This window comes from Winogradskyella sp. SM1960 (assembly GCF_020179375.1).
Taxonomy (GTDB): Bacteria; Bacteroidota; Bacteroidia; order Flavobacteriales; family Flavobacteriaceae; genus Winogradskyella; species Winogradskyella marina.
Genome location: NZ_JAICBG010000001.1, coordinates 1,285,044 through 1,310,132, shown reverse-complemented (window position 1 = coordinate 1,310,132; position 25,089 = coordinate 1,285,044). Strand labels below are relative to the sequence as shown.

Here is a 25,089-nt window from a genome sequence, read left to right as displayed (position 1 = left end):
ACAAATATAATTATATTGAATTGGAGACAAAAGTATTTTGGAGATAACTAAGAACAATAATATTAACAATTTTACATTATATTTAAAATGATTTAAACCCAACTAATGACTTTTAGCTACAACCGAAATGTAATCCGTTGGATTATTATAGCATCCTCTTTTATTATTATTTCCCTTATTCTTTGGAATACCTATACGTTTTTTCAAAATTTTAAAGCCGAAGAGCGTTCTAAAATGAAAACTTGGTCCTTAGCTCAAAAAGAGTTGAGCAAGACGTTAGATTTAAATACAGATATTGGAGAATTGCCATTATCTATTTTATCAAGCAATACAACAACACCAATGATTAATGTTTCAAAGGATGGGAGTTTGGGATATAATAATATTGATGAAGAAAAAGCGCAGGATTCACTTTACCTTATTCAATTAATTGAAAAATTTAAAAGTGAAAATGAACCAATACAAATAAGATACAAGGATGAAATTTTTTCTACTGTATATTATGGCAACTCACCTTTATTAAATAAATTAAAATATTATCCTTTAGCTTTATTGCTCATTATTTTGCTCTTTGCAGCTGTTGTTTATTTCTTTTACCGAAGTTCAAAAATTGCAGAACAAAATAAACTCTGGACAGGTATGGCAAAGGAAACAGCGCATCAAATTGGGACTCCTTTATCGTCGCTTGTTGGTTGGACCGAAATTTTAAAAACTGAAAATGTAAATCCAGATTACATTGTAGAAATTGAAAAAGACATTGATAGACTTCAGACCATAACAGAGCGTTTTAGTAAAATAGGATCTGCTCCAACTTTAAAAACAATGGATATTGTTGATGTTACGAAGTCGTCTTATGACTATTTAAAATCGAGATCATCTAAGTTAATTAATTTTGAAATTGTACTTCCCGAAAGAGCAATTCCGGTTAAATTAAACGAACAACTTTTTAGTTGGACCATTGAAAATTTAGTGAAAAATGCCATTGATGCCATGAAAGGTAAAGGCGATTTAAAACTAGAATTAACACAGATAGAAAGTAAAGTATTCATTAATATATCAGATACCGGAAAAGGAATTCCGAAGTCGTTGTTTACTAAAATTTTTGAACCTGGTTATACGACCAAAAAACGTGGTTGGGGACTTGGACTGTCTTTAGCAAAACGAATTGTGGAAGACTACCATAAAGGAAAAATTAAAGTCTTGTCTTCTGAAATTAATAATGGTACTACAATACAAATTTTATTGATACAGGTTTAAATGTCATTCTAAGCGGAGCGAAGAATCTCAATAGGTTTATATAAGGTGTTTTTTAAAAGAGACCATCTAAGAAACTCTTCAATAACAGCGGTTCTTATGTATGACCAATGTCTAAAAACTAGACCTAAAATAATAAAATCAAATTTTTAGCTTAAATTTGAGCATGGATTCGTCGCGATTTTTCACATTAAAGGAAGCTAGGATAGGTAATAACTGTCCTGAATGTTATTCTAACGATAGTTTAGAAATTACCTTTAAACAAAAACTAATTGAGACTAAGCTTTACAAAGCTATAACGGACGAGACCAATTGTCAATTACGATGTTTAAATTGTGAAGTTCAAATATTTCCAATTCGTTGGACAGATGATATTGAACGTGTCGTAGATTATCACAACAGAGGACTTAAAATGAAACAGAAGTCTACCAAACTAAAACCAATGGCTTGGGCTTTGCTTATTTCTAGTGTTGTTGTTTTACTAGTAATCGTATTATTTGCGTTAGGAATCTTATAAAAACGATCCTATTTTTTTAGCTAAGGCTTTAAACTCTTCGGGTGTTACGGTTTGCTTATTGGTAAAACGAGCATCGTCCATAGTGTGCAACGGAATTAAATGCACATGAACATGAGGTACTTCTAGACCAATGACAGACATACCAATACGTTCGCATGGTACCGCTTTTTCTAAAGCCAATGCAACACGACGCGAAAATTTCATCAATGCCATATACGTAGCTTCGTCTAAGTCAAAAATTTTATCCACTTCTTTTTTAGGAATGCAAAGTGTATGGCCTTTAGAATTTGGGTTAATGTCTAAAAACGCAAAGAAATCTTCAGTTTCAGCGACTTTATAGGATGGTAATTCGCCAGAAATTATTTTTGTGAAGAGTGTTGCCATGTTTCTTGATTATATTTAGTGTTTAATTAAGCTATTAGTAAAACCAATGTTTCGTGCTAATTATTAACCATAATGTTGTCACTTTAGGTATGAAGTCTTTATTCTTTGTTCTAAAAGCGCAGCGGTCTTGATTCTAGTTTAAATATAAATATAAAAAGATTCCTTTTAACGAGGAATCTTTTTATTAATAATTGCTGAGATTACAGCTTTGCTAAAACGTGTTCAGCATAAGTCACAGAACGGTCTTATCTCGAAATTTCTAAAACATCAAATTTCATAATACCACTTGGTACTTGTATTTCGGCAACATCTCCAACAGATTTGCCTAATAAACCTTTACCTATAGGCGAATTCACAGAGATTTTTCCCGAAGCTAAATCGGCTTCACTTTCCGCAACCAAAGTGTAGGTCATTTCCATACCATTCACTTGGTTTTTAATTTTAACTTTAGAAAGTGCTAAAGCTTTAGTTAAATCTAATTGCGACTCATCTATAACGCGTGCTCCAGATAAAATTTCTTCCATTTTAGAAATCTTCATTTCTAGCATACCTTGTGCTTCTTTTGCAGCATCATATTCTGCATTTTCACTTAAATCACCTTTGTCTCTAGCTTCTGCAATTGCTTGTGATGCTTTAGGACGTTCCACATCTTTAAGTTGGCTTAATTCGTCTCTTAATTTTTTTAAACCTTCAGCTGTGTAATAAGATACTTTACTCATAATTTAATCGTTTTAAATATAACACGTTCTAAAAAGCAAATTCTTTATCATTTTTGAGCCCGTCCGAAAATCAGACAGGCTCAAAAATAACAGTAGATATTTTGTGCTTCTTAGAAGTTTGTTATAGTGTAATTATAATGTTAGCATAAAAAAAACCTCGCGCTGACGAGATTACTATGCAAATATATAAAATATTTACGGTATTGTTTAATTAATAGTAAATTGCGCTTCAAATTTTGAAGTTAAAATGCATTAAGAATGTTAATAATTTAAAAATTGATTAAGCAAAGCGAGCATTCTCGTGGGTTAAAACGTTTTTTTGTTTTAATCTACTAAATTTCAAAACATTAAAAAAAATAGAGTTGTGAAGAAATTATTTTTAATACTTAGTTGTGTGGTTATTTTTGGTTGTAGTAAAAATGATCCAAAATACAACTGTAACTTCTTGCTAGATGTTGGTGTTAACCTAACGGTAAATCTTAATCTTCCTCAGTATAATCAACTTTTATTTCCTGTAAATGCGGTTAGAGTAGAAGGGTTTGGTAATAGAGGAATTATCTTAGTTAGAACCAATGCAGATTCTATTTTAGCTTGGGATGGTGCAGATCCTAGCCATACGCCTTCGTCTTGTTCTTCTTTAACCATTGTCGGTTTAAATGCCGTTTGTGGTTGCGAAGATGGTAATGAGTATAGTTTAATAACTGGTACACCCTTAAACGATAATCCTCAACCCTGTACATTAAAACCATACAGAGTTGAAGCTATCGGAAATAATACATATTATGTAAGTGATTAAAATTTCATAGTCACTCCAACTAAAAAGTTTGTTGTGGCTTGTGGATAAAATCCAGCACCTTCAATAGTGGTTACACTAGTTGGACTTGACCAAGTATCGTCATAGGTATAATAATAACCATTAGACACATATTCTACATTAAATATATTATTGATTAAACCTGAAAATACAATTTCGTCGAAAATTGAAGCTGTTTTTAAAGTATAATTAATGTTGAAATCATTGATAAAGAAACTATCTAATTTAGACAAGTCAGCTTCCGTATTACTCATATATTGTTCACCAACAAACTTGCTTAACAAGGCCATTTGAAGCTTGTCAATAGGTCGGAAAACAATAGCATTTGAAGCCACTATACTTGGTGAGAATGAGATGTCTGTTTTACCCAAATTTTGTAATTCGTCATCAAATGAAATAACAGTCTCATTGTTTTTATTAGAACTAAGTGTCATGTTAGGTTGTAAAGTCAGTTGAGAGCTCACCGGAATTATTGCTTCCAGTTCTAAACCTAAACGGTAACTTTCTCCGCTATTTGTTCGTATTGGATTTCCAACATCATCTAAACGACCAGACAATACCAATTGCTGATTGTAAAACATGTAATACGCGTTGGCGTTAAATATAAAGTTGCCTTTTTTGTGTCTCCAACCCAATTCAAAATCATTCAGTTGTTCAGGTTTTATGTTTTCATCGGTTTCAAAATCAGTTCGGTTTGGCTCTCTGTTTGCTCTAGCATAAGAGAAATATAGATCATTACCTGTATTTAATGAATAGGTGATTCCGGCTTTTGGATTGAAAAAAGTAAAATCCTTATCTACAGCAAACTCTACAATATCAGATGTTGTTCCAGTCGTTTTATAGGTGACGTTTCTTACTTGTAAATCTCCAAACAGACTTACTTTTTCATTTAATCTATAATTCGCTTTTGAAAATAAAGACAAGTCATTTTTTATACTATTGCCATCATAATAACGATCTCTAATTTCGGTCTGACTTGCGTATTCTGACCAAATCACTTCACCAAAATGATCGCCATCGTAGTGACTAAATGAACCTCCAAAATATAAATCTAAATTATTAGCTTTATAATTCACGTTGGCGTTAATAACATAAAAATCATTATCTAACCAACGTCTTCTAATTAAATCCGTTTCATCTATTATTTCACCATTAAAATCTAGTGGTTCTAGACCGTAATCGCTAAAATCTTCATCGTCTTTATATTGCTCAAAAAAACCTTGACCTTTGGTGTAGTTTAAACCTAATGTGGTAGACCATTGGTTGTCGTAACGCTGATTCCAGTGCAACTGGTAATGATCTTGTTTGTAATCATCAACTTCATTATCATAAAACTGTGTGTCGCCATTATTATCAGTGTATTCACCAGCTGTATTATACGTTCGGTCGTTTTCTAATTTGTCTAAGTCTTCAAGACCATTCCAAGCTTGATATGTGACTTCTTTACCACCAAAAGTAATGGCTTTTATTAAGGTATTATCATCAACATAAGACCCTTGTAAAAAGTAAGATTTTAAATCTGCCGAAGCACGATCTATATAACCATCTGAAGCTATATTAGATAAACGACCAGCAATTTCTATATGATCATTTAGCAATCCTGTGCTAAACTTAACGGTGTGTTTTCTCGTATTATAACTTCCAAAGGAATTAGCAATTTCACCAGAAGCTTCTTTAGAAATGGCATCTGTTAAAACATTAATACTCGCACCAAAAGCACCAGAACCATTGGTTGAAGTTCCCACACCACGTTGCAGTTGTAAGCTTTCCGTAGAGGATGCGAAGTCACCAAGATTCACCCAAAATGTCCCTAAGGATTCGGCATCATTATAAGGAATACCGTTTATAGTAATGTTGGTAGATTGTGAGCTAACTCCACGCACTCTAATACCTGTGTAACCAACTCCTGCACCAGCATCTGTTGTGGTTACTACCGAAGGTAAAAAGTTAAGTAACATCGGAATGTCTTGCCCTAAATTACGTTTTTCCAAGTCTTCTTTAGTTACATTGGAGTGCGTAATTGGCGATTTTGCGTCTACACGGACGGCTTTAACAAGAACTTCGTCTAGTTTTTCAACTTTAGTAGAATCTTGTTGTTTTTCTTGTCCATAAACTGAACAAATTCCTAAAAATGCAATTGAAAGTGATAATCTCTGCCTACTTTTTTTTGAGAGATTGTTGAATAAAAATTTCATACGACTATAGTATTATAATCGAATAAAAAGAGGTCATTATTCTGGGTTAATAAATATGTTTTTGAGCTACAAGCAAGTACTTTAGTTACATGTTATTTTTTATTTTGAATCTATACATGAATATTAAAGTATATCAAGATTCAGAAGTAAAAAAATAAACATTGATAACCTTATCGCACGCGCTAAAAATGTCCTCAGGACACTTTCTTTAAGCTCGTTTCCTAAACAGCATTACCTGTTCTAGGTTCAATGGGTATGATCTCAGCCGATAATAGGCACCCCTTTATTGAGAACGCGGCAAAGATATAATAGATTTTAGATTTTAGAATAATGAATACTAATTTTTTTTTGAATACGACAAAGAAAAAGCAAGGGGTAATCGTACCGATTTGCGGCACTGATACTTAGCGTGAGTACATTGGAAGTTGATTTTTCAATTTTGGGATTTAATCTACTTTTGGTGGTTTCCGATTCGCCTTTTTTTCAGAAGTGATGCGCTTATTTTTTAAACGTTTCTTTTTTGCCTTTCTAGGAATTCTGGTGGGAATTCGTTTTTTGTTTTCCTTTAATCCTTCTTGAATTAATTCTATAAACCGCTGAGTCACCAAAGCTTTATTTCTAAACTGGCTTCGGCTTTCGTCACAAGCGAGAATTAAATTACCGTCTTTAGTCAATCTATTAGTGAAGAATTCTAATAGTTTTTGTTTTTCGTCGTCGTTAAATACGGCTGAGTTTTTAAGGTCAAAGTATAATTCTGCTTTAGAAGAGACCTTATTTACATGTTGGCCTCCACTGCCAGAGCTTCGAACGAATTTATAGTTTAATTCAGATTTAAGTAACTCTGTGTCCACAATTATTTGGTTTGGTGTGGTGTTTTTAATAAATCATTGACGGTTTTTACTGGGTTGAATGTGATAATTGGAACTTCGACAAAAATAGTGGTCCAATCTGCCATACTGCCATTCCAAAGACCAGGTAATTCTAAGGCTTTTAAATCTTTACCATTCTTCGTTTTTTTGGTGATAAATGATGCATTATGATCGACATATTGTTCTAAATCAAATTTTTCTCCTTTGTAATTTTTTACGCCACAGACTAAATCTACGGGGTTAAAATGCGTGGCATTTTTAAGAATGTTTTCTTGTTTTGGGTCGTCTAAATTAATTTGTGCCGACTCCACGATTTGAAGTGATTGATTAGATTTATGGTCTTTTACCCAAAAAGGACCTCCTCCAGGTTCACCTTCATTTTTAACCATTCCACAAATTCTAATTGGCCGATTTAGTTTTTCTTGAAGGTATTCAATTTTATAACGGTTGGCATATTTTTTATATTCATCTGATATTTTGATGCTTAATTCAGATGTTAAAAAGTTTTCGATGGTATTTAAAGTGGCTTCTGAAACGTCTTCTGAGTCTAATTGGTGTAAATATTCGAATGCTTTTGATTGTAATTTTAGAAGAATTCCTGCCAATACTTTTTTATAGGTTGCCACTTCCTCCTTGTACTTATATACTACTACGTTATCTATATTCTTCACAAAAATAATATCAGCATCTAAAGCATTTAAGTTCTTTAGTAAAGCACCATGTCCAGAAGGTCTAAAGAATAATGCACCTTTAGAATCTCTAAAAGGTCTATCCTTTAAAGTTACCGCTATGGTATCTGTTGACTGTTGTTGGTATGAGAACGAAATATCGAATTTTACTCCTGTGTTTTCTTCAATCTGACTCTGAATACTTTTAAACTCTTGAGTAAATTTGTTTTTGTAAACTTCAGAAATTGTAAAATGAAGTTTTGCTACACCATTGCTCGATGCGTATAATGCAGCTTCATATAAATGCTCTTCAAAAGCAGTAGAAATATGATTGTTTTTATAATCGTGAAATGGCAATAATCCTTTAGGTTGATTTCCAAAATTAAGTTGATTTTCATCTAACATGGCTTTAGAAAAATGCCATATTTTTTCTTGATTAGATAAGGTGTCATACGCAACCCCTTTAGACTTGAGTAATTCCAAGACTTGGTGGTAAAACGGAAATTTTTCTAAACCAACCATAAATAGAGAAAGCTCTCTTAAATTGGTTTTATTGATGTATGAATTAAGAGATTGTTCATTTGCATTGTATTCTTCAACAAATCGGAACAAAAACTTAAACATTCTAGTTGCAGCTCCTGAAGCTGGAACAAATTTTAATATCGACTTTTTATCTTTTTCAGCTTCAAAAGTTTCGGTATATTCCTTAATACTAGCATCATTTAAGGGTATAATCCCATGATTCAACGTGGCAGCATCAGAAATATTTGTATGCGGAATTCCCGTTTCAAAAATTTCGATTTGCTTTCTAACGGCAGTTAAAGTTAAGTCGTGAGATTCTATTTGAATAATGTCGTTTTCGGTAAAACTCATGTTTTGCTTATTAATAATTTGTCGATATGCTTAACAGCTAACTCTAAGCGCTCCTTTTTATTTCCTTTTAAAAGTATATAAGGTTTATTATAGGTTTTTAAAGCGGATTCAAAAGCGTTAAACATACGTTTACGTTCATTGGGCTTGTCTCTTAGGTCATCTGCTTCCCAAGGCGTGTCAATATAAGTTAAAAAGTAAAGATCATAAGAATTTTTTAGAGCATATGTTTCTAAAATCGGGTCACATGTACCTTGGTAATAGGCTTCACTATAAACTTTAGTTTCAAGTAGATCTGTATCGCAAATTAAAACAGAGTCGGTTTTTTGTGCCAATTCGTTTTCGAGTTTTATTTGCCCAATGGCAATTGGAAGTAAATCCTTAGGTTCACAAGTTTTACGCTCGTTATTCCACTTATCTTGTAGGTACACGCGTGCATATTCTGGCACCCAAACCGAATGGTAATGTCTCGCTAATTGCCGAGATAAGGTTGTTTTTCCTGTAGATTCAGGCCCAAATAAAACTACTTTTATGCAGTTTGAAGGTTGTTGTTTAAGTGCTTCTTCCATGCTAAATATCCAAATATGGCTATTAGTGTAAATCCTAAATATTGAAAACTGGTGAACGTAAATCCTTTATAAAAATACAAAGGAATAGAGATAAGATCACCAATAATCCAATAGATCCAATTTTCTATTTTACGTTTTGCCATTAACCACATGCCAACAAAAAAGGTTGCCGTTGTAACCGTATCTACATATGCAACCCAACCCGTCCATTTGTCAAATGTTTTATAAACTATAAAAACAAAAAGAAGCGTTGCTATAAAAATAGCGATGCTTGTTTTTGTTTCCTTTTTAGTGGTTCTAGAGATTGGGTTTTCAGGTTGTCCATCTGCTTTTCGAGTCCAGACATACCAACCAAAAACGCTCATTATAAAGTAGTAAGCATTAATCATCATGTCTCCTAAAAGTTGCCATTTTAATAATAAATACACAAAAATACAGGTGCTAATCATACCTGTTGGGAATACTAAAATGTTATTCTTCTTAGAGAACAAAACTGATAGAAACCCAAATATTACAGCTACAATTTCTAAGACAATATCTATGGTTTGATAGTCGGCATACTGTCCGAAAAAGAAATTAAAAATGTGGCTCATAATCACTTCTATTGGTTTTAACCACTTTCATAGTTAAGACAGAAATATCCACATTTTCAAAAGAACGTTTTATTTCTTGTGTTAAAAAGGGCATTAATTCGTCGTAATTTCCAAATATTTGCGTGCTTAATGGGTTTTCTAAAACTTTGAATTTCGAATTGCGTAAGACTTTTATAAAATTGATGACATGCTTTTCATAATCATCTTGTAATGGCGAAAGTGTTAAATCTACTGATATTTCCATACTATTTGCCGCGAAAGCGGTAAGCTTTTTAATTTATTATACCTACAAGATTTTTAAAACCTTGCAGGAACTAGTTAGTTAAGATGCTGAAACGAGTTCAGCATGACAATTTACTTTTGTAAATTGTCAAAAAAAGTGTCATCGTCTTCAAAAGCTGTTCCGATAACAACCAAGTCTGCTCCAGCTTTGTAAGCCGATTCTAATTCGGTTTTAGCTCTAATACCACCTCCTACAATTAATGGTATTTGTAATTGTTGTTTAACTTCTGAAATGATATTAGACTCAATAGCATGTGTGGCTCCACTTCCGGCTTCGAGATAAATTAATTTCATACCCAATAATTCTCCGGCTTTTGCTGTGTCTTTTATGGTTTGAATATCTTTTCGTTGTATTGGGTTTGTTTTACTGACACGCTCAACAGATGTTTCTTTTTCATTCTTTATAAGCAAATAGCCTGTTGGAATGATTTCAAGATTAGTTGTTGCCAATTTAGGAACAGCCTCTACTTGTTTACCAATTAAATAATCTGGATTCCGACCAGAAATTAATGATAAAAACAAAATACCATCAGCTTTATCCGTAATCTGAATCACATCACCTGGAAATAAAACAACAGGTAGCTTTGTGTGTTTTTTTATCTCAATAACCAAAGTTTCAGTTACGCCTTTATCAACCTCGCTACCTCCGACAAAAATATGGGTTGCTATAGATTGATTCACTTTAGAGATAAATCCTGAAACGGCATATAAGGTCATCTTATCAGGATCGATTAATACAGCCAAAAGTTTTTCATTTTTAGCACTTGACGTTATTATATTTTGGTAAATACTATTCATTACGGAACGACATAGGCACAAGTAAATCCTTCAAATTCTAAAAACGCTGTTGTATATCTGTATTTTTTACCTTTATAATCTATCCAAGCTACGGTTTTTCCATCTTCAACCATAAACGGAATCACTAAAAAATGCTCTTTAAATAACATGCCTGGTGTCGCAAAAAGTTTATAAAGTGATTCTTTAATGCCCCAAATCACGGTTAATCTTCTAATGGAATCTTCATCTATGGTGTTTAAATAACTGAACTCATAGTCTACAAACTTATGAGCTATGATTTTTATTTTTTCACGTTGTTTTTCAATATCAATTCCCACTTCTTTATCACTCACTATAATGCCTGAAAATGTAAACGAATGCGTAATTGAAATGTGCTTTCCGTCTTTAAGATGAGGTTTTCCGTTATCGTCATAGAACAAATCTTGATCGGTATAACCAAACTCATGCAGCAAATGTCTTACACTCAAAAAGCCACGTTGGTGTAGTTCACTTTTCATACCTAAAACGCGCTTTAAACTTTGTGGTTTTAAATCTAAAGGCTGAAATAGAGCGTCGTACGATTCTTCAATCTTCCAGATTTTAACAGTAGTTTGTGAATTTACACTAATGGATTTATATAGTGGCATTTAGAATTGTTAATGATAATGATTATCTTTGCATCGCCTAAGGCGAATTTGGCATTTTTGATGTAGCGAATTTAACTATTTAAGTGTTAAACCCAAAGGCGTTTTAAAATATAAAAACAAAGAAAAAGATATGAGTACAAAAACAGTTGCTTACGTACCTAATAAGGTAAAAGATATGTCGCTTGCGGCTTGGGGAAGAAAAGAGATTGAATTGGCTGAAGCAGAAATGCCAGGCTTAATGAGTTTGCGTGAAGAATATAAAAACGAGCAACCTTTAAAAGGTGCACGTATTGCAGGATGTTTGCATATGACGATCCAAACTGCGGTTTTAATAGAAACGTTACAAGCTTTAGGTGCAGAAGTGACTTGGAGTTCTTGTAATATTTTCTCTACGCAAGATCAGGCTGCTGCTGCCATTGCTGCTGCAGGAACTGCAGTTTATGCATGGAAAGGATTATCTGAAGAAGAATTTGATTGGTGTATAGAACAAACCTTATTCTTTGGTGAAGATCGTAAGCCATTAAACATGATTTTAGATGATGGTGGTGATTTAACCAACATGGTTTTAGATAAATACCCAGAGTTATCTGCTGGAATTAAAGGATTGTCTGAAGAAACAACTACTGGAGTTCATAGATTATACGAGCGAGTTAAAAATGGTACTTTAACTATGCCAGCTATTAACGTTAATGATTCTGTAACAAAATCTAAGTTTGATAATAAATATGGTTGTAAAGAATCTGCAGTAGATGCGATTCGTAGAGCAACTGATATTATGTTAGCCGGAAAACGTGTAACGGTTTGTGGTTATGGTGATGTTGGTAAAGGAACTGCTGCTTCTTTTAAAGGTGCTGGTTCTATTGTTACGGTTACAGAAATTGACCCAATTTGTGCTTTACAAGCGGCAATGGACGGTTTTGAAGTGAAGAAATTAGAAACTGTTGTTGGTAACTCTGATATTGTTATTACAACTACTGGAAACAAAGATATCGTTAGAGCTGAGCATTTTGAGGCCATGAAAGACAAAACTATTGTTTGTAACATTGGACACTTTGATAACGAAATCCAAATGGATTGGTTAAACAAAACGCATGGCAATACTAAAGACACCATTAAGCCACAAGTTGATAAATACAATGTGAATGGTAATGATATTATCGTTCTTGCTGAAGGTCGTTTAGTAAACTTAGGTTGTGCAACAGGTCATCCAAGTTTTGTAATGAGTAACTCGTTTACCAACCAAACCTTAGCACAAATTGAACTTTGGAAAAACAGTGACAAGTACGAGAATGACGTGTACATGTTACCAAAGCATTTAGATGAAAAAGTAGCGAAATTACACTTAGAAAAAATTGGTGTTGAGCTAACTGAATTAGCAGAATATCAAGCTGATTATATTGGTGTTAAGGTTGAAGGACCTTATAAGCCTGAGCATTACAGATACTAACAAATTCCTGCGAAAGCAGGAATCTCTTAGTCTAAATTCCAAAAATTAAATCTCAAATCCCAAGCAGCAATGTTTGGGATTTTTTTGTTCTTTACATTTAATGTGAAATCAGAGTGTCACTTCGAGTGATTCCGAAGAATGAGGAATTGTATCGAGAAGCGAAAATGTCAAACACAAAAAAACCTCACCGTTAAAAAACGATGAGGTCTAATAAATTTCGTTTCTAATAATAGCTGTTAACTGCTAACTAACTACGTTTCTTTCGTTTATTCCTCTTCTTTTTCTTTGACTTAGAGCCATCAGCCTTAGGATGCACCAAATCCATCTCATCAATCAAATGTTTTGCGCCAGCATATTTATCAATAATAAAAAGCACATAACGTAAATCGACCATGATGTTACGGCAGATTTCTGGATCGTAATTCATGTCACTCATAGTCCCTTCCCAAACACGGTCAAAGTTTAAACCCACTAAGTTTCCATGTGCATCAATAGCAGGACTTCCAGAGTTTCCACCTGTAGTGTGATTCGTTCCTAAGAAACAAACCGGTACTTTTCCGTTGCTGTCAGCATATTGACCATAATCTTTAGATTCGTATAACTCAATCAGTTTTTGTGGGACGTCAAATTCATAATCGCCAGGAACGTATTTTTCAATGACACCATCTAAGTAACTCACCGGACTGTAATATACAGCATCTCTTGGCGAATAGCCTCTAACTTGTCCGTAAGTAACACGCAGTGTACTGTTAGCATCTGGGAAGTAACGTTCTTCAGGTAATGCTTCCATTAAGGCCGTCATGTATTGTGTTTGTAAGGCTGTAATTGGTGTGTTTTTATCTTCGTATTCTGGATTAATCGATTCAAAAAACTCAGCGATAATAGGTTTAGCATAGGCATAGGCCGTATCATTGTTAAGATTTTTTATCACGGTTTCCGCATCACCTTCTAATAATTGTAAAGCGGAATCTAAATTAGTAAAGGCTGTTTTTTCATAAATAGAAGCATCTACATTATCCGTATAAAGTGGCATGACATTTTTATAGACACCTTTGTCTAAATCTGCATCGTAGTTTTTATGAATACCTCTTAATTGGCCCGTTAAAACTTCTTTTCCTCTTTCAAGTATTGCAGGGTTTTCAATTAAAGCTTGTTCTACTTGGTAAGCTCTAAAAGTCATTTGCATCAACTCATTGGTGGTTAAAAAGACTTCTATAAAGTTTCGGCGCTTAATATTTATAGCGGCAAAATCTTTGTATAACTTATCAAATTCTGGTAGAATATGGCCGTATTTTTCTTCTAATCCTTTTTCTTTTAAAGCTTTAGTGAATGTAGCTTCAAAGGCTCTACGTTGTTCTACAGCATTACTTTTTTCGATACCTAAATTAACGCCAATCCATCGTTTCCAAGAGTTAGCAATTCGGGCTTGTTTAGATGCATACTTAATTCGTACTTCGTCACTTGCTTTCATTTTTTCATCAATGACTTGTAAAGCCGATTCTCTAATAGCAATATTGGTTGGGTTAAATTCTTTAGTAATATGCTCAATCGCAACAGCCGGAAGATATTCTTCTGTAGTCCCTGGAAAACCAAAAACCATAGTAAAATCTCCTTCTTCTACACCATCTAATGATACTGGAAGGTAGTGTTTTGGTGTGTATGGTTTGTTATCCTTACTGTATTTTGCCGGACGGTTATTTTCATCGGCATATATTCTAAATAATGAAAAGTCACCGGTATGTCGTGGAAACACCCAGTTATCAGTGTCACTTCCAAATTTTCCAATACTAGTTGGAGGAGCACCCACCAAACGGATATCTTCAAAACGCTCTGTGACGAAAAGGAAGTATTGATTACCTTCATAAAAGGCTTTTGTTTTTACATCTTGCCACGATTCTCTTGGCCAGGTTTTCATGGCAGCATTACTGTTTTTAGAAATTTGAGATTGCTTCTCTTTTTCAGTCATGCTATCGGTTATACCTTTTAAAACCACATCAGATACATCGTGAATACTTACAATAAATTCAATGAATAAACCTTCGTTAGGTAATTCTTCGTCTTTAGTCATGGCCCAAAAACCATCTTTTAAATAATCGTTTTCTAAAGAGGAATGCGATTGAATTTGACTGTATCCACAATGGTGATTGGTAAGGATTAAACCTTGATCTGAAATCACTTCACTAGTACAACCACCATTAAAATGACCAATAGCATCTTTTAAGCTAGAATTGTTAACATCGTAAATATCTTGAGCCGTTAATTTACTACCCAAACTTTGCATTTCGTCTTCGTTCATGCCTTCTAAAAGTGAAGGAATCCACATACCACCTTGTTGGGCTGAAACTTGAAAAGCAACAAAAAGAAAAAGAATTTTTAATAAGCGCATAGTTAATATTTTATTAGTTTTTGTAAAGATAGAAAAGCTTGTTTTATATCTTTAATGTTTTAGCATATAAAGCATATAATTTCATGAATTTTAAATCTAAATTACCGAATACAAGCACGTCAATTTTTACGGTGATGAGTGCTTTGGCAAAACAACATAATGCTATTAATTTATCACAAGGATTTCCTGATTTTCCCAGTTCGAAAAAGTTGAATGATTTGGTAGCCAATGCTATGAATACAGGTTACAATCAATATGCACCAATGGCTGGTAATTTAGACTTGCGTCTGGCGATTGCTCATAAATATGAGTTACTTTATAAAAGCCATTATCACCCTGAAAAGGAAATTACAGTAACGGCAGGTGCAACCCAAGCGATATATACTATTATTTCGGCATTTGTAAACAAAAATGATGAGGTTATCATTTTTAAACCTGCATATGATAGTTACCAACCCGCTATTGAAATTAATGGAGGAAAAACAATCGCTGTTCAATTAGAAGCACCTAATTATAAAGTGAATTGGGATGAGGTGGCTTCAAAAATATCGTCTAAAACCAAAATGATAATTATTAATTCGCCGCACAATCCTAGTGGAACGATTTGGTCTAAAGAGGATATGCTACAACTTCAAAAATTGACAAATGGTACCAACATTATTGTTTTGAGTGATGAGGTATACGAGCATATCGTTTTTGATGATGCTCAGCACCAAAGTGTTTGTTTATTTCAAGATTTAAAACAACGCAGTTTTATAACGGCTTCCTTCGGAAAAACATTTCATAACACAGGTTGGAAAATTGGCTATTGCTGTGCGCCAGATTACTTAATGTCAGAGTTTAGAAAAGTGCATCAGTTTAATGTCTTTTCGGTACACCATCCGTCGCAAAAAGGGATTGCAGATTATATGCAAGATTCAGAAACATACTTGGGTTTAAATGCTTTTTTTCAACAGAAACGCGATTTGTTTTTAAAATTAATTTCAGAATCGCGCTTTAAGTTTCAACCTTCAAAAGGCACCTATTTTCAAGTTTTAGATTATTCTGAGATTACAGATGAATACGATGTAGATTTTGCAAAACGATTAACCAAAGAGTTTAAGATGGCTTCAATTCCACTATCTGTATTTAATGACAATGGGAAAGATGAAAAGGTGTTGCGTTTTTGTTTTGCAAAAACAGATGAAACACTACTACAAGCGGCAGAAATTATGAATAGGATCTAATGTTAAAACTTTCGTAAAATCGTGACTTTATGTGTTATTGGGTGTCTAAAAAAATAGAACCAATACATACTATAACTATGAAATTTCAAAATATAATAATGTGCTTTTCTTTAGTCTTAATGTTGTCTTGCGGAAGCAGTGAACGTGTCATTACAGATGAAGGTAAAGTGTATGAAGTAAAAGGAAACACCATTAAAAATGACGGAAATAACGTCACTAAAAACTTGAGTGCGGAAGAAAAAGAAGCGATAAATACTGTTCTTGAAAGAAAAGAAAACGCAAAAAAGGCTTTTGACAAGAAGCAAAAGGAATTAGAAGATGCCATTGAAGAACAAGAAAACATCCAGGAAGCAGCAGAAAATAAGCAAAAGGAACTAGAAGAAGAACTAGAAACATTGGAGGACAGTCTTAAAGAATCACAAGATGCACGCGATAATTACGCAACAATTAAAGCGCGTTACAACGACAAAAGGAATAAGTTTAGAAAATTGAAGAAAGAAGGTAAACTTTCACCTAATGATATCGAAGACTGGAAAGAAAAACTCGAAAAAATAAAAGAAGACGTAAATGAAGCAAAAAATAAACTTTAAACGTAATTTTAGATGTTACTTTTTAAGCATTTTTGTGTCTTATAAATGAACAATAAACTCCAAAACAATGAAATATTATATACTCCTATTATTCGTAGCCCTATCTTTAAACTCGTTTGCTCAGGAAGTTGTAAAAGACGGAAAAACTTATGAGGTAAAAAATGAGAAAATCTTTAAAGACGGACAAGATGTAACTGAAACCTTAAGTCTTGAAGAAAAGACCTTAATTTTTAAAGAAGCTGCTGTAATTTCAGAAAAAATTAAACTTGTAGAAAAGGCTAAAGTTGAAGCAGAAAAGTTAAAAAAGGAAGAAGCTAAAGCAATAAAAGAGGCTAAAAAAGCAAAGAAGGAGGAAGAGAAAGCTTTAAAGAAAAAGGAAGACGTTGCCGAAAAACTAGAAAAAGAGAATAAAAAAGCTGAAAAGGCACGGAAAAAGGAAGAAAAAGCACAAAAGAAAGCTGAGAAGGAAATAAAGAAAAAGGAAAAGCTTCAAAAGAAATTTGAAAAAGCCGAAGACAAATTAGAAAAGGCTCAGAAGAAATATGAAAAGTTAAAAAGAAAAGGTAAATTGTCACCTGTAGATGAAGGAAAGTGGCTTGATAAAATTGACAAGCTCACAGAAAAGCTTACAAAAGCAAAACAAAAAATGTAACTATGCCTAACGTATTAAACGTAGCCTTAATACAAACGTCTTTAGCTTGGGAAAACCCAGAAGAGAATAGGCGTTTATTGTATCATAAGATCGATGCCATTTCAACAGGTGTCGATCTTATTGTTTTACCAGAAATGTTTACCTCTGGTTTTACAATGAATCCTGAATCTGTTGCTGAAACAATGGATGGAAAAACAATGGCATGGTTAAAGCAATTAGCTAAGGATAAGGATGCGGTTATTATGGGAAGTCTTGTAATTTCTGAAAATAATAAGTTTTATAATCGAATGGTTTGCGTTGAGCCTTCTGGCGCAATTACAACCTACGATAAGCGTCATACTTTTACTTTGGCTGGTGAGCACAAAGTCTATACGGCCGGAACTGAAAAAGTAATTTTCAATTATAAAGGTTGGAAAATTTGTCCGTTGGTCTGTTACGATTTACGTTTTCCTGTTTGGGCAAGAAATGCTGAAGACTACGATCTTTTAATTTATGTTGCCAATTGGCCTAAAGTAAGAATTGCTGCTTGGGATGCCTTGTTGCAAGCAAGAGCCATTGAAAATATGACCTATTGTATTGGCGTCAATAGAGTAGGATTAGATGGTAATAACCATGAGTATTCAGGGCATTCAGTAGCTTATGATGTTTTAGGAAATAGAATGGATAATTTATCTGAAGACCAAGACGCTACTGCAATCGTGGTTTTAGAAAAAGATGTCATTACTAAATACCGTGAAAAGCTGAATTTTTTAAACGATAGAGACGGGTTTAATCTAAAAGCGTAAACTCTTCAACAAAATCGAAATTAGAGCGCACTTCTTCTATAGGTTCTGAGTAACTAACACGTTCTGGTTGAATACCTAATAAGAAATTACCAGTATCGTATTTTCCATTTTCATTGGTGTCGAAAATGGCCCTTAATTTGTATCGTCTTGGTACTAAATTTCTGAATTCTACAACAGGCGAATCTTTCGCATAGCGTTCGTACATAACTTTGCCTTGTTCATTAACAAGTTGAACAATTAATGGAAATTTAGCGTTTCTAATATTGACTCTAATATTTCCATATTCAGATTTCATTTTGGTTCTAATAGAATAATTTAAAGTGTCTTTATTAGTGCCCTCATAGAAATCGGTAAATGCACCTGGAAGCATAGTGAAATTGTATTTCTCATCTTCTTGCTTGTCAATTGGAAATTTATACGTGTTAAAAATAGAATCATACTCTACTTTTAACGGTACCGCTAAAGAATCTTTGTTTATTATTTTAATCTTAGTAGTGTCAATTTTAGATAACGGAATATTAGATTCCATCGTAAAATCTTCATCAAAATTTAGGATACCTTGTGTAACAGGTTTAAGAGTTAAAGAGTCTCCTTCTATGGTTCTAAAACGATGTTTAAACGTGTCTATCTGTTTGTTATTGGTGACAGTAAAGAACGTCGTGTCAATCTCAAATTTTGGTTTGTACCAATAATATAGGGTATCTGTTGTTGGGTGTTTAACAATGCGAGACTTGTAACCTTCAGGTGTTTCTCCAAGCACTTTAATTCGCATGGATTCATAATCACCTTCATACGGAAAAATAAGTCGTGTTTCACCATCTTGTGATGGCCTAAAGGCTTTATAGTTTACTTCTTCATTAAAAAGTTTAAGCTCATAAGTGTCATCGGTTGGTACTGTTATAAAGTCCTCTTTAAAACCTATTTTATCGTTTTTCTGATTGAACAAATAATTAGAATTTTCATCCTTTAACGCAATCAGTTTATATTTTCCGGCTTTAATATTATCGATACTAAATGTGGTAACACTGTCTAATGTGTTAGTAATATATCGTGGCTTTTCTTTATAAATAATAGAGTCCGTATAAGTAGAATCTACCTCGTACAACATTACAGAAATAAAAGTGTCTGGTTTTTCCTGCAGTGCATCTACAACATAACCTTTTACAGCTAAAGAATCTATAGTGCTTCCAGTAGAAAACACGTAGCGATAATAAGGATAAGGGTTTTCTTCGTTGTTATCTACAATGCTTTCTCCAAAATTAAATGCATAGGTTGTATTGGCTTCTAAAGTATCAATTATTTTAATTGTAATGTATTTACTCGCACCACTCATTGGTGTTACAATAGGATCCGTATCCATAGGCGGAGATACAATAAGTTGTTTTCTAAGATCTCGTATTTTAACGTATTCATTAAAGTAAATTTTAATTTCATCTCCTTTAAAATTGGTCGAAAAATTTTCTGGGACAGCTTGTGTTATTTCTGGTGGTAAAATATCTATTTCTCCTCCTGTTGGAGTACCACGATTAGCACAACTTGCAATGCATATTGCAATTAAAATCAGACTTAAAACTCGCAGTAATGATAAACGCATCTATTCAAAATAATTTAGCACAAAGAAACAATATAATTTATTTAGAAACGAAAAAATTAATCCGCAATTGCCATAGTTGCAAGACTTAACTTAATATTATCAATTTTTAACAAAACGGTAGCACAAGCTTCAACCGTTGCGCCAGTTGTAATGATATCATCAACGAGTAAAATATGTTTTCCTTCCAATGATTTGTTTTCGGAAATATCAAATAATGCTCCATCGTCATTCCAACGTGTTAAACGTCCTTTAAAAACTTGTGTTTTAGTCGATTTTATTTTGATTAAAACCGTGTCGTTATAGTCTGCATGCAGTGCGTTTGCAATTTCTTTTGCAAATTTCGCCACTTGGTTATAGCCACGTTTTCTTAACTTAGATTTATATAGAGGTACAGGGACCACAACATCGATGTGTTTATAAGCCTCTACAGTTGCTAATTCTGCTCCAAGCCATTCGCCAAAAAACCGTCCAATATCTTCATGACCTCTATACTTTAAATTATGAAGTATTTGCTGAACAATTCCTTTTTTCGAAAAATGTAATAAGGCTGTTGCATTTTCTAATTTTACGCGTCCGTAAACTATTTTTTTTACATCTTCAGTATTGTCAAAATGAAAATTAGTGACAGGTAAATGATGTCTGCATGTTGTACATAAAACGACCTCGTTATCGGTTAAAACGTTATTGCAGGCTTCACAAACCTTAGGAAAGAACAAGTTTAACAAGTTTTTCATCATTTTGTCGATTAAAATAAAATCAGACTTCAATTAGCTCTAATTTCGCTATAAATTAATAAAATTAATAATGATAGTTAACCCTCAGCTATTTAATTATAGATTAATTATTAGTTCTTTATTAGTCGTTTTAACCGTTTTAGGAATTTATAGTTTTAATAAAAATCAATCTATTGATGCTTACGAAGAGTTCTTAAAACAAGAAAAAGTTTTGATAGAAACTGAATTAGCAGATTTGCTATCTAGTTATGACGCACTTAGCCAAGACTATAATTTTATGACAACTCAGCTCCAAGCTGCGAAATTAGAGACTAGTAATGCTTTAGATTCGTTACGGTTGTTAAAAAGTGATTTATCTATAATTGCTAAATATAAAGATCAGCTTGTCGTATTAAAATCTAAAAGTAAGGTTTTGCTTCGTACTATAGATTCTTTAAATTCTGCTAATAAGAAATTGCAGAATGAAAAACGCTACGCATTAAAGACTATTAAGAATAACACAGTTACGATTACCGGATTAGAAGAAGTTAACGATTCGCTTTATAAAACCATTGATAATGCTGCTGTATTAAGAGCTAGTAATATTAATGCGCAATCGTACAGGTTAAGGTCGGGTAAAAAGCGATTCACCGAACGTGCAAAACGCGCCAATGCCATTGACGTTTGTGTTACCTTAAATGAAAACCCGTTGTCTATAGAAGGGCAAAAAGATATTTATATACAAGTTGTAAGTCCTCAGGGTAATGTTGTTTCAGATAAAGGTGAAGTGTTTTTCGGAAGCACCTCATTAAATTACAGTCATAAAGAAATTGTAACTTACAAGAAGGAAAATTTAGAAATTTGTATTGCAATAGTTGCCGATAATGACGATCAACCTTTTTTAAAAGGCAGCTACTTTATTAATGTTTTTCATGAAAATGTAAAGCTTGGAAGTACAAGTCTCAATTTTAAATAAATAATTCATACAATTAAACATATAATTTTTGAAAAACCGTTCTGTTAGTCAGAGCGGTTTTTTATTTTTGCAGTATTATGGCAAACGACGATCAATTTAAAAAAGTAATCTCTCACGCAAAGGAGTATGGTTACGTGTTTCAGAGTAGTGAAATCTACGATGGACTAAGCGCAGTGTACGATTATGCTCAAAATGGAGTAGAATTAAAGAAAAATATTAGAGACTATTGGTGGAAATCAATGGTTCAAATGCACGATAATATTGTGGGTTTAGATGCTTCAATATTTATGCACCCAACCACTTGGAAAGCTTCTGGACACGTAGATGCATTCAGTGACCCTTTAATTGATAATAAGGATTCTAAAAAACGTTATAGAGCAGATGTTTTAGTGGAAGATTATTGTGCTAAAATTGAAACTAAAATTGAAAAAGAAGTCAAAAAAGCAGCAAAACGCTTTGGTGATGCTTTTGATAAAGATGAGTTTTTATCAACTAATCCACGTGTAGTAGGTTATCAAGAAAAAATCAATTCAATTTTAAAACGTTTAGGTCAGTCTTTAGAAAAAGAAGATTTAGCTGATGTTAAAGCCTTAATTGAAGAATTGGGGATTGCTTGTCCTGTTGCAGGAAGTAAAAACTGGACAGATGTTAAGCAATTTAACCTAATGTTTGGAACAAAACTTGGTGCTTCTGCCGATACAGCAATTGACTTATATTTAAGACCAGAAACAGCACAAGGTATTTTTGTAAACTTCTTAAACGTTCAGAAAACAGGACGTATGAAGATTCCTTTTGGAATAGCACAAACCGGAAAAGCTTTTAGAAACGAGATTGTTGCAAGACAGTTTATTTTTAGAATGCGTGAGTTTGAGCAAATGGAAATGCAATATTTCATAAAACCAGGTACACAGTTAAAGTGGTTTGAGTATTGGAAAGAAGAACGATTAAAATGGCATAAATCTCTTGGTTTAGGTGAAGAGAACTACCGTTTTCACGATCACGAAAAATTAGCGCATTACGCAGATGCTGCGACAGATATTGAGTTTAGATTTCCTTTTGGGTTTAAAGAGTTAGAAGGTATTCACTCACGTACCGATTTCGATTTAAAACAACATGAAGAATTTTCAGGTAAAAAATTACAGTATTTTGACCATGAAGATAACGCAAGTTATACGCCTTATGTTTTAGAAACGTCTATTGGTTTAGATCGTATGTTCTTGGCTGTTTTTTCAAATGCTTTGGTTGAAGAAGAATTAGACAACAATACTACAAGAACCGTTTTAAAATTACCAGCAGTTTTAGCGCCTAATAAAGCAGCGATTTTACCATTAGTTAAAAAGGATGGTTTGCCAGAAATCGCAAAACAAATTGTTGAAGATTTAAAATGGGATTTTAACGTCACTTACGATGAAAAAGATGCCGTTGGAAGACGTTATAGAAGACAAGATGCTAACGGAACACCATTCTGTATTACCGTAGATCATGATACTTTAGAAGATCAGTCGGTTACCATTCGTCATAGAGATACTATGGAACAAAAACGTGTGAAGATTGAAGATTTAAAAGATATTATAAAAGCTGAGGTTGATGTGAAGCATTGGCTGAAGAAAATGAAATAATAATTTCCTGCGAATCCCGATAATTATTGGGAAGGAATCTCAAATACTAAAAATGTCCAAATTCTAATCATTTGGACATTTTGTTTTTATAAATATATTAACTGTTAAAAACGATAACCAAAGTTAACACCAAATCGTAATTCAACATTACTTAAATAATCGGTATCAAAATTCCCTAAGTTTCTTGCTACATCACCTTTAAGTGTTAAGGTGAATTTATTGCTAAACATCCATTTATGGCCAATCCCAAATCCTGCAGAAATACCTGACACATCATAAGTATATTTATCTTCAACATAAGATTCAGAAAAATCATCATTATAATAATAGTAGCTGTCTTCCACCGAAATTTCCCCTGTTCTTGCTTTAAGTTGTGGAAAAAAGAAAAAACCGGCATGGTCTTTATGCTTTGAGAAATAAACAAGATATGCCGCATTTAAACTCATAGCTGTAGTTTTATCAATATAACCAACATCATAATATGCATAACTATCGAAGAAGTTAGCACCAATATATAGCGATTGATTGTTGTCGTATAAACGCTCATAATTCACATTTAAAGTTCCTGCAATGACCAAATCTAACAGGTTGGTTGAAATTTCTGACTCTTTAGAGGTGTCCTCAATTTGTGTTTGGGCATAAGTGGTTAAGATAGAAAATAGCAGAAATAGAGCAAAAAGTGATGATTTCATAAGTTGATTTTGATAGATTGATGATTTTTGATTTGTTTCAATAATTTATATTTTATAGATACCTAATACAACAAAAGGTTGCGTTTAAAATGCAAATTTAATTTTCTAGTGGCTATGACCTCCTTCGCTTTCATTCAGCAACATACCTTTGCCTTTAATTAATAGTTGTTTGTTTTTTAACTCGTCTGTATTTAAAACTTCAACAGCATCTTCAGTTTGTTTTCCTATTTCCAGTTTTACTTTTTTAAGATGAAATTCACCTTCTTTTTCTTCGTCCAAAATTAAAACATAGGTGCCGTCTTCTAAGGGAATTAAAGCGTCTTTGGGTAAACCCATTTGTTGGTTGCTTTCGGTGATAATTTCTGCTTCTACAAACATGCCTACAATAAAATTGTGCGCTTCATTATGCACATGACCATGCACTTGTACTCGTCTGCTTGTTGGATCAATAGTGGTACCCACCAAATGAATTTCTGCGTCAAAAGTTTCATTTGAGGCTTCTGGAATTTGAAAACGAATGCTTTGACCTTTTTTGATTTTCATAACGTCTTTTTCAAAAACTTCCAATTCTAAATGAATGTGGTCCGTATCCACAATTTCTAAAATTACATCGCTTGGTGCTACATAAGCCCCATTACTTACATTAACCTTACTTACAGCGCCAGATATTGGTGAATACAACGTGATTTGAGATGAAATTCGGCCTGCTTCTACTTGCTTAGGACTAATATTCATCATTTGCAGTTTTTTGCGTAAGCCATTGTAGTGGGCCAAATTGCTCTTGTAAGTACTTTCTGCTTTTAGATAATTTTTCTCTGAGGTTATTTGCTCATCAAACAAGGTTTTTTGTCTATTGAATTCCGATTTTAAGTAATTCAACTGCTCTGCGACTTCAAGATAGTTTTGTTGAATTTCAACATATTCAGGATTTTCAAGTGTGACTAAGGCTTGCCCTTTTGTAACACTATCACCAATTAATAAAGGTGTTTTGGTAATGTAGCCACCTATAAACGTTGAAATGCTAGATTTGCTTTGTGGTGGTACATCTATCATACCGTTGACTTTGATGCTTTGGTTAAAATCGAATTCACTTAAGTTTCCAAACACCATGTTTTCACTTTCAAATTGGGCTTTAGTAACGGTAATATGGTTATGGTCTGCTTTTGTCGGTGCGACTTCGACTTCATTGTTTTTTTCGTTTCCGCAGGCTGTAAATAGCATGGCGAATAAGAGTATATATAAATATTTCAT

25 protein-coding genes are annotated in these 25,089 nt (G+C 33.3%); 10 read left to right on the top strand and 15 right to left on the bottom strand.

What is annotated here, in order from left to right; translation table 11 throughout:
• The first annotated feature begins 105 nt into the window (after nucleotides 1–105).
• Nucleotides 106–1,257, top strand: a complete 1,152-nt coding sequence (locus K1X16_RS05545) for a sensor histidine kinase (RefSeq protein WP_195870122.1) — start codon at nucleotides 106–108, stop codon at nucleotides 1,255–1,257.
• 163 nt (nucleotides 1,258–1,420) lie between these two features.
• The gene (locus K1X16_RS05540; protein WP_195870121.1) at nucleotides 1,421–1,771 is read left to right on the top strand and encodes a hypothetical protein; all 351 of its coding nucleotides are present in this window, start codon (nucleotides 1,421–1,423) and stop codon (nucleotides 1,769–1,771) included.
• On the opposite strand, the gene K1X16_RS05535 is transcribed toward K1X16_RS05540, so the two are convergent.
• Nucleotides 1,766–2,155, bottom strand: coding sequence for an HIT family protein (locus tag K1X16_RS05535; RefSeq protein ID WP_195870120.1), 390 nt, complete (start codon nucleotides 2,153–2,155; stop codon nucleotides 1,766–1,768). The genes K1X16_RS05540 and K1X16_RS05535 overlap by 6 nt on opposite strands.
• A gap of 245 nt (nucleotides 2,156–2,400) precedes the next feature.
• A complete protein-coding gene (gene greA, locus K1X16_RS05530; protein ID WP_195870119.1) occupies nucleotides 2,401–2,874 on the bottom strand; it encodes a transcription elongation factor GreA in 474 nt (157 codons plus the stop codon).
• 364 nt (nucleotides 2,875–3,238) lie between these two features.
• Between greA and K1X16_RS05525 the strand changes: the two genes are divergently transcribed.
• The gene (locus K1X16_RS05525) at nucleotides 3,239–3,670 is read left to right on the top strand and encodes a hypothetical protein (RefSeq protein ID WP_195870118.1); all 432 of its coding nucleotides are present in this window, start codon (nucleotides 3,239–3,241) and stop codon (nucleotides 3,668–3,670) included.
• On the opposite strand, the gene K1X16_RS05520 is transcribed toward K1X16_RS05525, so the two are convergent.
• From K1X16_RS05520 to K1X16_RS05485, 8 genes are all read right to left on the bottom strand, one after another.
• Nucleotides 3,667–5,883 (bottom strand): TonB-dependent receptor, encoded by a 2,217-nt coding sequence (locus K1X16_RS05520; RefSeq protein WP_225035348.1) that lies wholly within the window; start codon nucleotides 5,881–5,883, stop codon nucleotides 3,667–3,669. The genes K1X16_RS05525 and K1X16_RS05520 overlap by 4 nt on opposite strands.
• Nucleotides 5,884–6,329: 446 nt before the next feature.
• Nucleotides 6,330–6,734 carry an alternative ribosome rescue aminoacyl-tRNA hydrolase ArfB gene (arfB, locus tag K1X16_RS05515; protein WP_225035347.1) on the bottom strand — a complete coding sequence of 135 codons (405 nt, stop codon included), beginning with the start codon at nucleotides 6,732–6,734 and terminating at the stop codon, nucleotides 6,330–6,332.
• A gap of 2 nt (nucleotides 6,735–6,736) precedes the next feature.
• A complete protein-coding gene (locus K1X16_RS05510) occupies nucleotides 6,737–8,293 on the bottom strand; it encodes a DUF4301 family protein (RefSeq protein ID WP_225035346.1) in 1,557 nt (518 codons plus the stop codon).
• Nucleotides 8,290–8,859 carry an AAA family ATPase gene (locus K1X16_RS05505; RefSeq protein ID WP_195870114.1) on the bottom strand — a complete coding sequence of 190 codons (570 nt, stop codon included), beginning with the start codon at nucleotides 8,857–8,859 and terminating at the stop codon, nucleotides 8,290–8,292. Before K1X16_RS05505 ends, K1X16_RS05510 begins: the two co-directional genes overlap by 4 nt.
• Nucleotides 8,820–9,452, bottom strand: coding sequence for a nicotinamide riboside transporter PnuC (pnuC, locus tag K1X16_RS05500; RefSeq protein WP_225035345.1), 633 nt, complete (start codon nucleotides 9,450–9,452; stop codon nucleotides 8,820–8,822). Before pnuC ends, K1X16_RS05505 begins: the two co-directional genes overlap by 40 nt.
• Nucleotides 9,436–9,696: a thiamine-binding protein gene (locus K1X16_RS05495; RefSeq protein ID WP_225035344.1), complete on the bottom strand. Its 261-nt coding sequence runs from the start codon at nucleotides 9,694–9,696 to the stop codon at nucleotides 9,436–9,438. Before K1X16_RS05495 ends, pnuC begins: the two co-directional genes overlap by 17 nt.
• Before the next feature lie 110 nt (nucleotides 9,697–9,806).
• Nucleotides 9,807–10,532: a geranylgeranylglyceryl/heptaprenylglyceryl phosphate synthase gene (locus K1X16_RS05490; protein ID WP_225035343.1), complete on the bottom strand. Its 726-nt coding sequence runs from the start codon at nucleotides 10,530–10,532 to the stop codon at nucleotides 9,807–9,809.
• Nucleotides 10,532–11,158 carry a 4'-phosphopantetheinyl transferase family protein gene (locus K1X16_RS05485; protein ID WP_225035342.1) on the bottom strand — a complete coding sequence of 209 codons (627 nt, stop codon included), beginning with the start codon at nucleotides 11,156–11,158 and terminating at the stop codon, nucleotides 10,532–10,534. Before K1X16_RS05485 ends, K1X16_RS05490 begins: the two co-directional genes overlap by 1 nt.
• 130 nt (nucleotides 11,159–11,288) lie before the next feature.
• Here K1X16_RS05485 and ahcY point away from each other — a divergent pair, with 130 nt between their 5' ends.
• Nucleotides 11,289–12,605: an adenosylhomocysteinase gene (gene ahcY, locus K1X16_RS05480; protein ID WP_195870110.1), complete on the top strand. Its 1,317-nt coding sequence runs from the start codon at nucleotides 11,289–11,291 to the stop codon at nucleotides 12,603–12,605.
• Nucleotides 12,606–12,852: 247 nt separating this feature from the next.
• On the opposite strand, the gene K1X16_RS05475 is transcribed toward ahcY, so the two are convergent.
• Nucleotides 12,853–14,991 (bottom strand): S46 family peptidase, encoded by a 2,139-nt coding sequence (locus tag K1X16_RS05475; protein WP_225035341.1) that lies wholly within the window; start codon nucleotides 14,989–14,991, stop codon nucleotides 12,853–12,855.
• Between the two features lie 83 nt (nucleotides 14,992–15,074).
• Here K1X16_RS05475 and K1X16_RS05470 point away from each other — a divergent pair, with 83 nt between their 5' ends.
• The 4 genes from K1X16_RS05470 (at nucleotide 15,075) to K1X16_RS05455 (ending at nucleotide 18,244) form a co-directional block, all read left to right on the top strand.
• Nucleotides 15,075–16,217, top strand: a complete 1,143-nt coding sequence (locus K1X16_RS05470; RefSeq protein WP_225035340.1) for a methionine aminotransferase — start codon at nucleotides 15,075–15,077, stop codon at nucleotides 16,215–16,217.
• 77 nt (nucleotides 16,218–16,294) lie between these two features.
• The gene (locus tag K1X16_RS05465; RefSeq protein WP_225035339.1) at nucleotides 16,295–16,807 is read left to right on the top strand and encodes a hypothetical protein; all 513 of its coding nucleotides are present in this window, start codon (nucleotides 16,295–16,297) and stop codon (nucleotides 16,805–16,807) included.
• 67 nt (nucleotides 16,808–16,874) lie between these two features.
• Nucleotides 16,875–17,459 carry a hypothetical protein gene (locus K1X16_RS05460; protein ID WP_225035338.1) on the top strand — a complete coding sequence of 195 codons (585 nt, stop codon included), beginning with the start codon at nucleotides 16,875–16,877 and terminating at the stop codon, nucleotides 17,457–17,459.
• Nucleotides 17,460–17,461: 2 nt separating this feature from the next.
• Nucleotides 17,462–18,244 (top strand): amidohydrolase, encoded by a 783-nt coding sequence (locus K1X16_RS05455; protein ID WP_195870105.1) that lies wholly within the window; start codon nucleotides 17,462–17,464, stop codon nucleotides 18,242–18,244.
• On the opposite strand, the gene K1X16_RS05450 is transcribed toward K1X16_RS05455, so the two are convergent.
• Both K1X16_RS05450 and K1X16_RS05445 read right to left on the bottom strand, forming a co-directional pair.
• A complete protein-coding gene (locus tag K1X16_RS05450; RefSeq protein ID WP_195870104.1) occupies nucleotides 18,228–19,838 on the bottom strand; it encodes an Ig-like domain-containing protein in 1,611 nt (536 codons plus the stop codon). The two genes, K1X16_RS05455 and K1X16_RS05450, sit on opposite strands and share 17 nt — an antisense overlap.
• 56 nt (nucleotides 19,839–19,894) lie before the next feature.
• A complete protein-coding gene (locus tag K1X16_RS05445; RefSeq protein WP_317196417.1) occupies nucleotides 19,895–20,572 on the bottom strand; it encodes a ComF family protein in 678 nt (225 codons plus the stop codon).
• 70 nt (nucleotides 20,573–20,642) lie between these two features.
• On the opposite strand from K1X16_RS05445, the gene K1X16_RS05440 reads away from it, so the two are divergent.
• Together K1X16_RS05440 and K1X16_RS05435 are read left to right on the top strand one after the other, a co-directional pair.
• Nucleotides 20,643–21,527 (top strand): hypothetical protein, encoded by an 885-nt coding sequence (locus K1X16_RS05440; RefSeq protein WP_225035336.1) that lies wholly within the window; start codon nucleotides 20,643–20,645, stop codon nucleotides 21,525–21,527.
• A gap of 77 nt (nucleotides 21,528–21,604) precedes the next feature.
• A complete protein-coding gene (locus K1X16_RS05435; RefSeq protein ID WP_225035335.1) occupies nucleotides 21,605–23,146 on the top strand; it encodes a glycine--tRNA ligase in 1,542 nt (513 codons plus the stop codon).
• A gap of 104 nt (nucleotides 23,147–23,250) precedes the next feature.
• Here the strand turns inward: K1X16_RS05435 and K1X16_RS05430 are convergent, their stop codons facing one another.
• On the bottom strand, nucleotides 23,251–23,838 hold the full coding sequence (locus K1X16_RS05430; protein ID WP_225035334.1) for a DUF3575 domain-containing protein: 588 nt from the start codon (nucleotides 23,836–23,838) through the stop codon (nucleotides 23,251–23,253).
• Between the two features lie 105 nt (nucleotides 23,839–23,943).
• A complete protein-coding gene (locus tag K1X16_RS05425; protein ID WP_225035333.1) occupies nucleotides 23,944–25,089 on the bottom strand; it encodes an efflux RND transporter periplasmic adaptor subunit in 1,146 nt (381 codons plus the stop codon).